This window comes from bacterium, assembly GCA_019912885.1.
In the GTDB taxonomy this organism is placed as follows: domain Bacteria; phylum Lernaellota; class Lernaellaia; order JACKCT01; family JACKCT01; genus JAIOHV01.
Genome location: JAIOHV010000090.1, coordinates 32,494 through 46,865 on the forward strand (window position 1 = coordinate 32,494; position 14,372 = coordinate 46,865).

Here is a 14,372-nt window from a genome sequence, read left to right on the forward strand (position 1 = left end):
GGGAAGGCGACGATTTCTAAAGCTTCGGCGCGGTGATGCACCCGCGACGCGGTGGCGAGAAAAAATATGACGTCCGGCGAATCCAACGATCGCGTCAGGGCAGCGCTCGCGGAGGTTCTCATTGACGAATCCGCGGATGCGCTTTTGACCGTTTCCCTCGACGGACGGATCTCCTGGTGGACCCCCGCGGCCGAGCGCGTGTACGGCTATCCGGCGGATGAGGTCGTCGGCGGCCGATTCGAGGACATCCTCGTCCCCGAAGCGCAACGCGAGGCGATGGCGCAATCGCTGGCGGAAGCCATCGAAAATGGGGCGGCGCACGTAGATACGTTTCGGCGGCGCCGCGACGGCAAGCTCGAGGAGGTCAAGTCCACCCTTCGCCGCATCGACTCGGATAGCACCGCGTCGTTCATTGTCGTCGTCGATCGCGATATTTCCGAGCAGCGCCGCCTCGTGGATGAAATGCTCTACGAGGCGAAATTTCGCGGGCTGCTCGACGCGGCGCCCGACGCGATGGTCATGGTCGGCGCCAACGGGCTGATCCGCTTCATCAATTCGCAGACGGAGCACCTGTTCGGATACGAACGCGCGGAGCTGATCGGGCAGCCGGTGGAGGTTCTGGTGCCTCCGCGATATCGCGCCCTGCACCCGGAACACCGCGGCCGGTATTTCTCGGACCCGCGCACCCGCCCGATGGGTGCGGGGCTGGACTTGTTCGCGATACGCAAGGATGGCTCGGAATTTCCCGCGGAGATCAGTCTCGCGCCGACGCAAACGTCATCGGGAATTCTGGTCATGGCGGCCATTCGCGATGTCACGCAGCGGAAACGCGCGGAAACGAAGTTCCGCGACCTTCTCGAATCCGCGCCCGACGCGATGGTGATCGTGAACAATCGCGGCGAGATCCTTCTGATCAACGCGCAGACGGAAAAACTCTTCGGGTACGAACGCGAGGATCTCATTGGCCGGCGGGTCGAAAATCTCATGCCCGAACGCTTTCGGCGCTCGCACCCGGAACACCGCGCGGGATACTTCATGGAGCCGCGCGTGCGCCCGATGGGATCGGGTTTCGAGCTATTCGGCCTGCGCAAGGACGGGTCGGAATTTCCGGTCGAGATCAGCCTTTCGCCGTTGCACACCGAGGAAGGCACGCTCGTTTCCGCGGCGATCCGCGACATCACCGAACGCAAGCGGCTCGAGGAACGAACGCAGGAGGCGAACCGGCTCAAGGGCGAATTTCTCGCGAATATGTCACATGAGCTGCGTACGCCGCTGAACGCGATCATCGGTTTCGCGCAGCTTTTGCACAAAGGCAAGGTCGGCCCGATGTCGGACACGCACAAGGAGTACGTCGGCGACATCCTGACGAGTTCAACGCACCTGCTGAATCTCATCAACGACGTACTGGACCTGGCGAAGGTCGAATCCGGCAAGATGGAGTTTCAACCGGTACCTGTGAATCTGGAGCGCCTGGTCGCCGAGGTGCGCGACGTGGTGCGCGGGCTCGCCGCCGCCAAGCGGCTCAAGCTCGAGACGCAGGTCGACGTGCCAAGCGCGATCATCGATCCGGGCCGCGTCAAGCAGGTGCTCTACAACTACGTGTCGAACGCCATCAAATTCACGCCGGATAACGGACGCGTGTCGATCCGCGTCGCGGCCCAAGGGCCGGATCTGTTTCGCATCGACGTCGAAGACACCGGCATCGGCATCGCCGAAACGGATTTCCGGCGGCTGTTCGTGGCGTTTCACCAACTCGACGCCAGCTCCGGCAAGCGATATTCGGGGTCGGGACTGGGGCTGGCGCTGACCAAGCAGATCGTCGAGGCGCACGGCGGCCGCGTGGAATTGCGAAGCAAGCTCGGCGAAGGGAGCACCTTTTCGGCCATTCTGCCCCGGGACGCGACCGGCATCGCCACCTACATCCCGCCACCGGAGGATTCGGATGATGCCCGGTGAAGCGATTCTCATCGTCGAAGACAATCCGCAGAACCTCAAGCTGGCGAGCGTGCTGCTGAAACTCGAGGGGTACGACGTGCGGACCGCCGGCGACGCGGAGGAGGCCTTGCGCGTCCTACAGACGTTTTCCCCGCGCCTCATCCTGATGGACATCCAGCTTCCCGGCATGGACGGCCTCGCCCTGACGCGGCGGTTGAAGGCGGATCCTTCCTGGCACGATGTTGTTGTCATCGCGGTGACGGCCTACGCGATGAAAGGCGATCAACGCAAGGCGCTCGCGGCCGGGTGCGACGATTACGTGCCCAAGCCGATCGATACGGACGAGTTGCCGCGCATGGTGGAGCGCCATCTGCGCGCTCACGGCGGCGCGGGAGCGCCCGCATGAAAAAGCCGGTCATCGTCGTCGTCGAGGACAATCCGCAAACGCGCAAGATGCTCCGCGTCACGCTCGAGTCCGGCGGGTATTCCGTTTTCGAAACGGCTACGGCCAAGGCGGCGCTCGACGCGATCGGCCATTCGCGGCCGGACGCCGTGCTGCAGGACCTGATCTTGCCGGACATGGACGGCTTTGAACTGGCGCAGCGGATTCGGGCCTTGCCCTGGGGTCCGGATCTTCCGATTTTTGCGTTGTCCGGTTTCGTCGGCCGCATGGGGGAAACGCGGGCCAACGCGTTCGGATTCGCGGCGCTGCTGCTGAAACCGATCGAACCCGACCGCCTGCTTGCGGTCTTGCAGGAGCGGGTGCCGACGCGCGAACGAACGGCGCCGGCCTTCGGAAAAAATCGCCGGATGCTCCTTGTCGACGACGACCCGATTCAGCTCAAGGTGACGCGCCTTCAGTTCGCGGACCTGGGATTCGAGGTGGTTGTCGCCAACAGCGCGGCCACCGCCTTGCGCGCCGCGCGCGAGAAGCCGCCGGACATCATCGTGAGCGACGTGTTCATGCCGAACATGGACGGATTCCAGTTTTGCCTGGCGATCCGGCGCGACGAGGTTCTCAAGGGCATTCCCGTCGTGCTGTTGTCGGCGTGGTACGAGTCGGAGTCCGACCGCGAGCTGGCGCGCCGCGTCGGCGCGACGATGCTGGCGGCGCGGACGCCGGATCTCGACATCGCCACCCGCGCGATCCGCGAGGCGCTCGCGGCGGGCGCAAGCGCGGCCGTCCCCGCGGACGAGGGCGACGACAGGCTTAAGCTCGATCACGCCCAGACGGTGATCGCCCATCTCGAGCGCCGCCTGGAAACCCTGTCGGGACTGGCGCGCCGCTGCACGTTGCAGGCGGCACAGATCGCGCTTCTTTCCGGCATCACGGACGCGCTGACGAGCAACCTCAACACGGACCTCGCGTTGCGGGATGTGCTCGCGGCCACGCTCGACGCCGCGGGGATCTCCAAGGGGGCGCTGTTTTTTCGTGAGGACGACGGCCCTGTGAAGCTTCGCCTGGGAATAGGATTTTCGGAAAGGGAACTCGACGGGCTCGATCGTATCGTCGCGCGGCCGGATCTCCTGGCCGTCGTTTTCGACCGGCGTGCGACGTTGTCCCTGTCGCTCAAGGACGAGGACGAGCGGAACGCCGCGATTCTGAAGGCGGCGGGGGTCGATTCAATCCAACTCGTGCCACTGGTTTCCGAGAGCCGTTGCGTCGGCATCATCCTTCTCGGCGCGATCACGACCGACGTCTCCAATGAAGATACCGTCGCATTCGCGCGCGCGATGGGAAACCAGCTCGCGCTTTCACTGGAGCTGGCCCATTCGTTTCAGCGGCTGGCCGAATCGGAGCGGAAATACCGCACCGTCATGACGAACGCGCACGATTTCGTGGCGATCCTCTCGCCCGACGGAACGATTCGCGAGGCGAACCGGCGAGCGGCCGAGCTGTTGGGTTGCGAGCCGGACGACCTTGTCGGGCGTCCCCTTGCCAAGTTCATCGACCCGAACGCGGGGGATCCGGCGACGATCGCGGAAAGCATCCTGCGCGGGCCGGCACCGTCGATCCCGATTCCCATTCGCCGCCACGACGGTTCGGTCGTGCTCAAGGAATTTTCGCGGTCCGAGCTCGAGTTCGAAGGCGCGCCGATGATGCTCGTCGTCGGCCGCGACGTGACCGAACGCGTGCACGCACAGGCCCAGCTCATGGTGGCCGATCGCATGGCGTCGCTCGGCACGCTGGCCGCGGGCGTCGCGCACGAGATCAACAATCCCCTGTCCGCGGTGACGGGAAACCTGGATCTGGCGGCAAGCCGGCTTGCGCGCGTGAGCGCGCTTGTTCCGAACAATGCGGATCTGACGGAGATCGCGTCCGAAATTCGGGACGCGCTCGGCGCCTCGGAACGCGTCGCGCGTATCGTTGACGACATCCGGATGTTCTCGCGCGTGCAGGACGTCACGCGCGACATCTTCGACATCCATCGCGTCGTCGATTCCTCGCTCAGGATCGCGCAAAACGAAATCCGTCACCGGGCGCGTGTCGTGACGGAATATGGCGACGTGCCGCGCGTGCAGGCGAACGAATCGCAGGTCGGGCAGGTGATTTTGAATCTCATCCTCAACGCGGCGCAGGCCATCCCGGAGGGCGCCGCCGCGGAAAATGAAATCCGCGTTCGAACCCGGGCAAGCGACGGCCGGAAACGCATCGTGCTTGAGGTTTCCGACACGGGCGCCGGCATCGCGCCACATCACGCGGCGCAATTGTTCACGCCGTTCTTCACAACAAAGCCGGCGGGCGTGGGCACGGGATTGGGCCTGGCGATTTGCCATCGCATCGTGACCGCGCTTGGCGGCGAGATCACGTTCGAGTCCGCGCCGGGACGCGGAACGACCTTTCGCGTCACGCTGCCCGCGGCCGACGAAACCGCCGCCCGGGACGCGCCCGCATCGCCCGCGCCGAACGGGCCGCCGCGCCGGGGGCGGATTCTGGTGGTCGACGACGACCCGATGGTGACGACGATCATGGCTCGCGTGTTGACGGCGGAGCACGAGGTTGTTTCGCTGACGGACGCCGCTGAAGCCATGAAACGAATCGCCGCGGGCGAGCGATTCGATGTCATCGTTTGCGACATGATGATGCCGCGAATGAGCGGCATGGATTTTCACGCCGAGTTGCGCCGGCAGGCGCCCGAGCAGGCCGACCGCATGGTTTTCATCACCGGCGGCGCCTACACGGCAAAGGCGCGAAAGTTTCTCGAAACCGTGCCGAACGCGCGCCTCGACAAGCCTTTCCGCCCGCAGGTGCTTCGCGAAATCGTCAACGAACGCCTGCGCTGACCCGCGGCGGCGTTTGAAGATCATTCGTGCGGAAAACGACGGTTTGCGGACTTTCGGGTTGTGCGGGCGTTCGGGCGGGCCGGATGATATCGCCGTCATTCCGATGCGCCGTCGCCGGTGACGAAAAAATCCACGGTCTCGCGCGATTTGGCTCCGGGTGCGGGGCAATCGGCGTTTTCATTTCACGGAGGTGTTCGATGACCAAACGTTGGATCGGAATTCTTATCGGGATTTTGCTGGCGATTTCTTTCGCCGCCGGTTGTTCGTGCGGCGACGACGACGACGACGATGACGATGTCGGCGACGACGACGACGATGTCAGCGATGACGATGACGACGATGATGCGGACGATGATGCGGACGATGACGATGTCGATGACGACACGGATGACGACGATACGGGGGACGATGACGACGAGCCGATGTGCATGATTTCCGAGATCATGTACGACGAGGGTTGCGACGAAACCGACACGCAGTGCTACATCGTGACGTACAATGAGAACGGCGACATGGCGATGGAGCATTTCGACGCGGGGTGCGACGGCGTGACGCCGAACGACAGCTGCCGCACCTACCTGTACAACGAGGCGGGGTGGCTCCTCGGATTCGAGGATAGCGACGGCTGCGACGAAAGCGTGGACGGCTGCGGGGAGTACACCTTTGACGGATATGGCAACCCCGTGTCCTACACCTACGACTCCGATTGCGACGGGACGCCCAGCTACTGCTCGACGAGCGAATACAACGAAGACAATCAGCGCATTTCCGGCGAAACCGACTACGGATGCGACAGCGTCATCGACGAATGCACGACGTACACGTATACGGAGGACGGCAAGGAGTCGGCGGTGAACATCGATGAGGATTGCGACGATACCGACGACCGCTGCGGTACGTACACCTACGACGAGGATGGCAACCTCATCCACTGGGAATACGATGTCGGGTGCGACCAGACAGCGAACGCCGGCGACTATTGCTTCGACTACGATTCCGACCCGTCCGGCAACCTTTACGTCTCATTCTACGACGTGCTTTGCGACGGCGAGGGCGCGGGTGATGTCTGCTACGATTTTACCTTTGACGACGAGGGGTACCCCGTGACCATGGAAGCCGACACGGATTGCGACGGGAGCGTCGACGAGTGCGTCGAATACGAATTCGTTTGCTGAACAAAGCATGGGGGGTGGCGCGCGCGCCATCCCCCCTTTCTTCGGCTCCCGCGCGCGGGTAGCGTGAGCCGGTTGAATCCGGAAACAACGAAAACGCGCGGCATGGCGGCAGACAGCGCGCGATATCATTCGCACGGCGTTCCGTTCGCCGACGCGGTGCGCGTGTGGGTGCGCGTGGGCTTGCAGAGTTTCGGCGGCCCCGCGGGGCAGATCGCGGTGATGCACCGCATTCTGGTCGACGAGATGCGCTGGGTAAGCGAACGCCGATTCCTGCACGCGCTGAACTACTGCATGCTGTTGCCGGGACCGGAGGCGCAGCAACTCGCGACGTACATCGGCTGGCTTTTGCACGGCTATCGCGGCGGCCTTGTCGCGGGACTGCTTTTCGTGCTGCCAGGCTTTGTCGCCATCCTCGCGCTGTCGATCGTTTACGCCCTTTTCAAATCCGTCGGCATTGTCGACGCGCTGTTTTTCGGCCTGAAGGCGGCGGTGCTCGCGGTCGTCGTCGAGGCCGTTATCCGCATCGGGCGACGTGTGCTGAAAAACGGCGTCATGCTGGCGATCGCGCTTGGCGCCTTCGCCGGAATTTTTGTTTTCGAAGTGCCCTTCCCCGCCATCATCCTCGGCGCGGCCATCGTCGGACTTGCCGGAGACCGCTTGAGCCCGTCAACCTTCGAGATCGTCAAGGGGCCGGTGGGAGAGACTTCGCGCCCCGTCGCGCCGAGCCCGGTCGCCGACGCGCTCGATCGGCATCCACCCGCGCACACCCTGCCCTCGCGACCGCGTGCGATGCGCGTCATTGCCGTTTTCGGCGCGTTGTGGCTTTTGCCGGTCGCCGCGCTTGTGCTTTGGGCCGGGCGCGATCACGTTTTCGCGGCCGAGGCGATCTTTTTCAGCAAGGCGGCCGTTGTGACGTTCGGCGGCGCGTACGCCGTGCTTGCGTACATCGCGCAGCAAGCGGTCGAGGTATACGGCTGGTTGCAGCCCGGCGAGATGCTCGACGGCCTCGGCCTTGCCGAAACGACGCCCGGCCCGCTCATCATGGTCTTGCAGTTCGTCGGATTCATGGGCGCGTTTCGGCACGCGGGCGATCTCGATCCGCTTCTCGCCGGGATCATCGGCTCGTTCGTCACGGTCTGGGTGACATTCGTTCCATGCTTTCTGTGGATCTTCCTCGGCGCGCCGTATATCGAGGCGCTTCGCGGGCGCGCGTGGCTTTCGGCCGCGCTCTCGTCGATCACGGCGGCGGTCGTCGGCGTCATCCTGAATCTGGCCGTATGGTTCGCGCTGCACACGTTGTTCGGATCGGTGAGCGAAACGCGCCTCGGCGCCGCGCGCATCCTTACTCCCGATTTCGCGACGCTCGATGCGGCCGCGCTCGCGCTTTCCGTCACCGCTTTCGTCGCGTTGTTGCGATTCCGGATCGGCATGCTGCCGACGCTCGCCGGGTGCTCCGTGCTCGGCACCGCCTATCGGCTCGCCGTCGCCGGTTGATCGCGGCGCTTCGAACCTGTTACTTCTGCGGCGAAACGCCGCCAACGACTGCCGCAAGGGGGAACACGATGAAATCGATCATGGTGCTTGGCGTGGTGTTGTGCGTCTTTGCGAACGTGGCCGTCGCCGGCGACGATTTCGTTGCGGAGATCAAGGCGAAGGCGGAGCCTGTGGTGAAGCATTTCTTCGAGTCGTACGAGGCGAAGAACTACGAGGCGGCGCGCCGCGACTTTGACGACAAAATGCGCGCCGGTCTTCCGGCAAGTCAAATGCAGGCGCTGGAAGAACAGGACCTTGCCAAGTACGGCAAAATCGATTCTTGGAAATTTTCGGGATGGCTGCGCGAGGGTTCGCACGACACGGCGTTCGTGGACCTGAAGCGCGAAAAGGGTCCGGCGCTTCAATATCGTTTCGTTTTCAAGACGGGTCCGGGCGAGAAGAGGCTCGGCGGTCTCTGGTACAAACCGATCGAGGACTGATCGCGCGCCGCTATTTCAATCCCCGGTGGCGGATGAGCCCCTCCTGCGCGACGGAGGCGACAAGCCGCCCCTTCGTGTCGTAGAAGCTGCCGAAATTCAGGCCGCGCGCGCCGGCGGCGCTGGGGCTGCGCATCACATGGAGCAACCATTCGTCGATGCGGAAATCGCGGTGAAACCAGATCGAGTGATCCAGGCTCGCCACCTGCATCTGCGGCTCGAAGAAGCTGTGTCCGTGGGGATTCAGCGAAGCCTGCAAGAGGCCGAAGTCCGACGCGTAGGCGAGCATGTAGCGATGCACGATGGGATCGTCGGGCAGGCGGTCCGCCGTGCGCAGCCACGCGTAACGCACGGGCTCGCGCTTTTCCGGCGCGAAAGGGTTCATCGGATTGATGGGGCGAATCTCGACCGGGCGCTCCGCCGTCAGTTTCGTTCGCACGCCCTCCGGAATCTTGTGCGCGATCGTCTGCACGAGGTCGTGTTCGTTCGGGATGCCCTCGGGGCCGGGCACCTCGGGCGCCTCGTCCTGATGCTCAAAACCCGGCTCGTCGACCTGGAACGACGCGGACATCGAGAAGATCGCCTGGCCTTTCTGGATCGCGACGACGCGGCGCGTGGTGAAGCTTTTGCCGTTCCGGATGCAATCGACCTGATAGACGATGGGGCGCGACGGATCGCCGGGGCGCAGGAAATATCCGTGCAGGCTGTGGACGTGGCGATCGGCCGGTACGGTGCGTATCGCGGCCGAAAGCGACTGCCCCAGCACATGCCCGCCGAACAGGTTGCCGAAACCCAGGTCGATGCTCTCCCCCCGGAAGATGGTCTCCTCGATCGGTTCGAGCGTCAGCGTGCGCAGGAGTTCGGCGAGGGCTTCCTTGCCGGTTGGTGCCGTCATCGGGTATCCGCGGTTGGCGACCGCGCGAAAATGTCGCGGCGCGGGGTCTGGTTAGCACAAATCGCGGCGCCGCGAAAAGGCCGTGCCGCCAAACGCGAAAAAGGCCGGCGCGGGCCGGCCTTTTCTTTGCGATCAGCCCGATTACGTCAAGGAACGGTATATTCGACGAGATACACCTCTTCGTCCGAGATCAACCCGATGCCGCGGGCGTAGATCTTGATCTCGCCGAGGCAATCGGCGCCACCAAATTCAAAATCCGCGGCGTTGAGGGTGTCTTCAAATTCACCCGCCGGCAGACCCCACCAGCCGCCGAAGCTCTGGACTTCGGACAGATCGTGGACCACGCCGGGAGCGTACACCTGATAAAACACGTCACCGACTCCGGGATTCGCCGGCATGACGATGCCCGCCTGGTATCCATTTTCACCGGCGCGCCAGACGTCTTCGTCACCCACAACGTCACCGTCTTCGTAGAATTCGACATCCTCGCCGAAGTAGCAGACCGTGCCGTCCGGCGCTTGAGCGAAGAAATTGTACGAAATCTCGGCGAGTTCGCCGTTCTCGTACTCGGCTTCCGTAACGACGCGGGCCGTCACGCCGGAGACCTCCTCGGTCTGGTCGAGCACGTCGATCTCGATGCGGATCTCATCGTCGCCGTCGAAGCCCTCGAGAATCAGTTGCAGGCCGACCGGAAGCGGAAAGAAATCGTGGTCGATGTCGAGCGTGAACGGACCGTTCGAGGGATCGCACACGGACAGATCGATCGTGGGGACACGGCAGTCGTCGTCATCGTCGTCATCGCCGGCGTCGTCGTCGGCGTCATCGTCGGCGTCATCGTCATCGTCGTCATCATCGTCGTCGTCAACGTCCACGTCGTCGTCGTCATCGTCTCCACAACCGCAGCCGTTAGCCGCAAACACGGCGAATACGAAAAGCAGCGCAAACAGGATCGCAATCGGCTTGTTCATGAACCATTCCTCCTTGGAACGAACAAAGGGTTCCTCGATTCCCTCACAGCAGCTTTTTGAGTTGTAAGACGCATTACAACAATTCCGCACCCGTGTACAGACGGAAAAAGCCGGCGCGGGCCGGCCTTTTCCTTGAACTCGATTGTATTATTACTTGACGGTGAATTCGACCAGCACCGCCGCCTCATCGACGATATTGCCGATGCCGCGCGCGTACACCTTGCGCTCGCCTTCGCATTCGCCGTCGAGCGGGTCGTAGTCCATCGCCGTCAGCGTATCGTCGAAATCTCCGGCGGGCGTGGAGACCGATTCGCCGAACGCGGTGATTTCGGAGCTATCCTCCGCGGTGCCGGGCGCGTATTCCTGGTAGAACGCCTGGCCGATTTCGGGCGTGCCGGGCATGAGGATGCCGGCCTCGTAATCGGCCTCGCCGGCGCGCCATGCGCCTTCGTGGCCTACGATCTCGCCGTCCTCGTAGTCGTCCACGTCCTCGCCGAAATAGCAGACCGTGCCGTCGGGAGCCTGCGCGAAAAAGTTGAACGAGATCTCGACGAGCTCGCCGTCCTCGTATTCCGTCTCGGTCACGACGCGGGTGGTCACGCCCGCGACCTCCTCGGTTTCATCGAGAACCTCGACCTCGACGCGAATCGACTCGCCGTCGTCCTCTCCCTCAAGAACCAGCAACATGCCGACCTGGAAAGGCAGGAAGTCGTTATCGATATCGGTCGTGAACGGCCCATTTTCCGGGGCGCACACGGCCAGATCGAGATTCGGCGTCGGGCATTCGCCGTCGTCGTCGTCGTCGTCATCGTCGTCATCGTCGCCCGCATCGTCGTCGTCATCGTCGTCGTCGCCGCATCCCAGGCCATACGCCGCCGAAACGACAAGGATCAGAAACAGAGCCATCAAAAATGGGAGCTGTCGGTTCATGGTCAAATCCTCCTCGGGGACGTTTGTCCCGTTTCATGCCGATAACGACCGCAATCCGCGTGCCGTCATTCGGCGCGAATTTTCGACCGAAAGGGGCACCCAATGGCATGATTCGCGCGTTTTCTCGCGCGAGTTTTTCAGCACTGATGATTTTTCAGCGCACCGCGCGCGCCCGTGTCAGAAGCGGAATTCCAACCCGGCCAGCGCAATATGATTCCGGAAATCCTGGAACGGAGCGGTCGATTCGTTGGCCCGATAAACGTATCGCGCCTTCGCCCAAAGCTCGCCGACAAGGCGCACGGACGCACCCGCCGAGACGAGGTAGAGCAGATCCGTGCGCTCCGCGTCCTCGTCGGTGATGGAGTCGTCGCGTTCGAAAAATCGCTTGTAGATCACTTCGCCGTAAAACGACGCGACGAAACGTTTGTCGAACTTGTGCGTGAACAGCACCAGGCCCTTGTGTTTCAGGAAGTTGAACTCGGCGTCCGACTCCAGATTTTCGTCCTCGCCCCGGATCTCACCGATTTCGCTTGCGCCGCCGCCGGTGGCCTGGTCGAGTTGAAACACGTAGGCCGCGATGATCGAGCTTCGGCGCGCGACGATCGCCTCCACGCCGATCTCGCCGGTGTGGCGGGCGCCCTTTTCGGGCGAGCTTCGCGGATCGCTTTCATCCGAGGCCCATTGGCCAAGATAGAACTGATAGCCGTACAGGTAGTACGTCAAAAGCGCCGGCGTCCAGGTGTTGCGAATCTGCGCGAAACCGCCGTGCATGACGTAGTCGTAAAATCCGGCGTCCGGATACGCGTGGACGATGTTCTCGTAACGCACGCGCGCCTGCCACAGCGCCGAGATCACGCGGGCGTAATCGAGCGCCGCGGTGTTGCGGACGTAATCGAATTCCGTGTCGTCGGGCTCGGTGTAGTGTTCGATTTCGTCCTGAAGGCCGATCGAATTGTCGCCGAAGGTGTAGCCGAGATCCGCGCGGCCGCGCCCGATGAGCCACGTGTCGTCCGCGTCGCGCACGAAAACGTCGACCAGCGCCGAAGCGTCAAGGTCCAGGTGCCAGGGGGAATCCCACGGCGATACGTACGCGAGGAGCGCGGTCAATTCGGCGATCCACGCATCCTCGATTTCGTCGTCTTCCTCGGCGCCGGGCGGCGCGCTCCCGCTTCCCAGATCGACATTGGAATCGTATTTCGCGGCGATGCCGACCGCTCCGGAGAACGGGCCTTCCGTGCCGTCCTGCGCCGGCGCGCGCGCCGGAAGCAGCACGCACGCAAAAAGCGGGATCGCAAGCCATTCAAGGATTCGTATGGCCGCGCGTTTCATCGTTTCCCCTCGCGCTTCCTTAGGGTTTCGGCCTTCCGGCGGTATTCTTCCGCAAGCGCGGCCAGCCGGCTCCGTTCGGTTTCGATCTCGGCGGCCGACGCGCGGCGTGCCGCGACGGCGGCTTCCCCGCCGCGGATACGCTCGGCCAGGTCGCGCAAGCGCTGCCGCGCGCGCACGTCGCCGCCGAACTGCAAGTCCGCGATTTCGCGCAACGCCTGACGCTGCTCGCGCAGCGAGGCCGTGCGCTCCGCGATTTCCGTTTCCTCGGCCTTTACGCGCTCCCGTTCCCGGGCGAGCGCGTCCACGCGATCCTCGATGATCTCCGCTTTTTCGATGATATCCTCTGGCCCGTCCAGTTCCCGAATGGCGATCGCCGCGTCGATGCTCGTCCAGCTTTTCCACGCGGCGGGGGCCAAATCCGGATCGGCCGCGTGCGCTCCCAGCGCCGCGAGCACCGCGAGGATCATCGCGGCGGCGGCAAGTGGTTGGCGTCGCGGGGGCGGCATCAGTCCTCGATTCCGAATTTTTCGAGCTTGTAGCGAAAGCGGTTGCGGTCGATGCCGAGCGCCTTGGCGGCGCGCGCCTTGACGCGGCCCGATCGTTCATACGCGTGCAGGATCAGCCGGCGCTCGAAGTTTTCCATGGCGCCGTCAAAATCGACGTCCTCGTCGGGCAGCGCCACGTACGACGATCCGCGCGACGACAGCGACGACGGCAGGTGCGCGGCGGCGATCGGCTCCGATCCGGCAAGCACCGCCGCGTGTTCGATGACGTTCTTGAGCTCGCGCACGTTGCCCGGCCAGTCGTGTTCCATGAGCGTGGCGACGGCCGAGGCGTCCGGCGCCTTGACCGGATGTCCCAGGCGCGCCGATTCGCGGCGGATGAACACCTCGACAAGCCGCGGGATGTCGTCTTTGCGCGCGCGCAGGGGCGGCATTTCGATGCCGAAGACGTTGAGCCGGTAGAGCAGATCCTCGCGAAAACGCCCGGCGCGCACGGCCTCGTGGAGATTCTTGTTCGTCGCCGCCACAATGCGGATGTTCACCTTGATGGTGCGCGTGCCGCCCACGCGCTCGAATTCGCGCTCCTGAATGACGCGCAACAGCTTGGTCTGAACGCCGGCGGGGATGTCGGCGACCTCGTCGAGAAACAGCGTGCCCCCATCGGCCAGCTCGAAGCGGCCGATCTTGCGCGCGACGGCGCCGGTGAAAGCCCCGCGCTCGTGGCCGAACAGCTCGGATTCGAGCACGCCCTCGGCGTACGCCGCGCAATGAACGCTCACAAAGGGCCCTTTGGCGCGCGCGCTTTTCTGGTGCAGGGCGCGCGCGACCAACTCCTTGCCCGTACCGCTTTCGCCGAAGATCATAACCGTCGAATCCGAGGGCGCGACCTTGTCGATCATCTCGAATACGCGGCGTATCGGCTCGCTGTCGCCGATGATTTCCCCGCTTCCGTGACGCGAAGCGTCGTCCGCCTCGAACGTTTCGACGCGCGCGGACAGGCGTTCCATGCGGGCGGACATCTCGCGCACGGCGACCGCCTTTTCGAACTTGACCTGCAACTCGGCCATGTCGAGCGGTTTCGTGACGAAATCGAACGCGCCGCGCTTCATTGCCTCGACGGCGGCCTCGACGCTGCCATGCGCGGTCACGACGATGACGACGGTTTCGGGCCATCGCTCGCGGACGCTCGACAAAAGGGCCATGCCGTCCATGGCCGGCATGCGCAGATCCGTCACCAGGACGTCCGCGGCGCTGTCCTCCATGGCCCGAAGCGCCTTCCGGCCGTCGTAGGCCGCGCGGGCGTTGTGCCCGCGCCGGGCGACGAGCTGGCACAGGACATCGGCGGACGAGCGGTTGTCGTCGACGATCAGGAAGTTTGCCAT

General features: G+C 63.8%; 12 protein-coding genes. 6 read left to right on the forward strand and 6 right to left on the reverse strand.

Translation table 11 applies throughout. The annotated features are described in order from the left end of the window. Positions 1-66: 66 nt before the first annotated feature. From K8I61_07575 to K8I61_07600, 6 genes are all read left to right on the forward strand, one after another. Positions 67-1,956 carry a PAS domain S-box protein gene (locus K8I61_07575; protein MBZ0271882.1) on the forward strand — a complete coding sequence of 630 codons (1,890 nt, stop codon included), beginning with the start codon at positions 67-69 and terminating at the stop codon, positions 1,954-1,956. Then, entirely contained in the window at positions 1,946-2,341 is a 396-nt protein-coding gene (locus K8I61_07580; protein MBZ0271883.1) for a response regulator, read from the forward strand. Before K8I61_07575 ends, K8I61_07580 begins: the two co-directional genes overlap by 11 nt. After that, positions 2,338-5,220, forward strand: coding sequence for a response regulator (locus tag K8I61_07585; GenBank protein MBZ0271884.1), 2,883 nt, complete (start codon positions 2,338-2,340; stop codon positions 5,218-5,220). The genes K8I61_07580 and K8I61_07585 overlap by 4 nt, the downstream gene beginning before the upstream one ends. Before the next feature lie 197 nt (positions 5,221-5,417). After that, positions 5,418-6,395, forward strand: a complete 978-nt coding sequence (locus K8I61_07590) for a hypothetical protein (GenBank protein ID MBZ0271885.1) — start codon at positions 5,418-5,420, stop codon at positions 6,393-6,395. A gap of 102 nt (positions 6,396-6,497) precedes the next feature. Next, entirely contained in the window at positions 6,498-7,889 is a 1,392-nt protein-coding gene (gene chrA, locus K8I61_07595; protein ID MBZ0271886.1) for a chromate efflux transporter, read from the forward strand. Positions 7,890-7,957: 68 nt separating this feature from the next. Continuing rightward, positions 7,958-8,368: a DUF3887 domain-containing protein gene (locus K8I61_07600; protein ID MBZ0271887.1), complete on the forward strand. Its 411-nt coding sequence runs from the start codon at positions 7,958-7,960 to the stop codon at positions 8,366-8,368. 10 nt (positions 8,369-8,378) lie between these two features. On the opposite strand, the gene tesB is transcribed toward K8I61_07600, so the two are convergent. The 6 genes from tesB to K8I61_07630 all read right to left on the reverse strand — a co-directional run bounded on the left by tesB (position 8,379) and on the right by K8I61_07630 (position 14,372). Next, entirely contained in the window at positions 8,379-9,260 is an 882-nt protein-coding gene (gene tesB, locus K8I61_07605) for an acyl-CoA thioesterase II (GenBank protein MBZ0271888.1), read from the reverse strand. A 146-nt stretch (positions 9,261-9,406) separates the two neighbouring features. Beyond that, positions 9,407-10,228: a hypothetical protein gene (locus tag K8I61_07610; protein ID MBZ0271889.1), complete on the reverse strand. Its 822-nt coding sequence runs from the start codon at positions 10,226-10,228 to the stop codon at positions 9,407-9,409. 150 nt (positions 10,229-10,378) lie between these two features. Next, positions 10,379-11,158 carry a hypothetical protein gene (locus tag K8I61_07615; protein ID MBZ0271890.1) on the reverse strand — a complete coding sequence of 260 codons (780 nt, stop codon included), beginning with the start codon at positions 11,156-11,158 and terminating at the stop codon, positions 10,379-10,381. A 177-nt stretch (positions 11,159-11,335) separates the two neighbouring features. Next, positions 11,336-12,487, reverse strand: a complete 1,152-nt coding sequence (locus K8I61_07620; protein MBZ0271891.1) for a hypothetical protein — start codon at positions 12,485-12,487, stop codon at positions 11,336-11,338. Further along, positions 12,484-12,993, reverse strand: coding sequence for a hypothetical protein (locus K8I61_07625; protein MBZ0271892.1), 510 nt, complete (start codon positions 12,991-12,993; stop codon positions 12,484-12,486). Before K8I61_07625 ends, K8I61_07620 begins: the two co-directional genes overlap by 4 nt. Next, on the reverse strand, positions 12,993-14,372 hold the full coding sequence (locus K8I61_07630; GenBank protein ID MBZ0271893.1) for a sigma-54 dependent transcriptional regulator: 1,380 nt from the start codon (positions 14,370-14,372) through the stop codon (positions 12,993-12,995). Before K8I61_07630 ends, K8I61_07625 begins: the two co-directional genes overlap by 1 nt.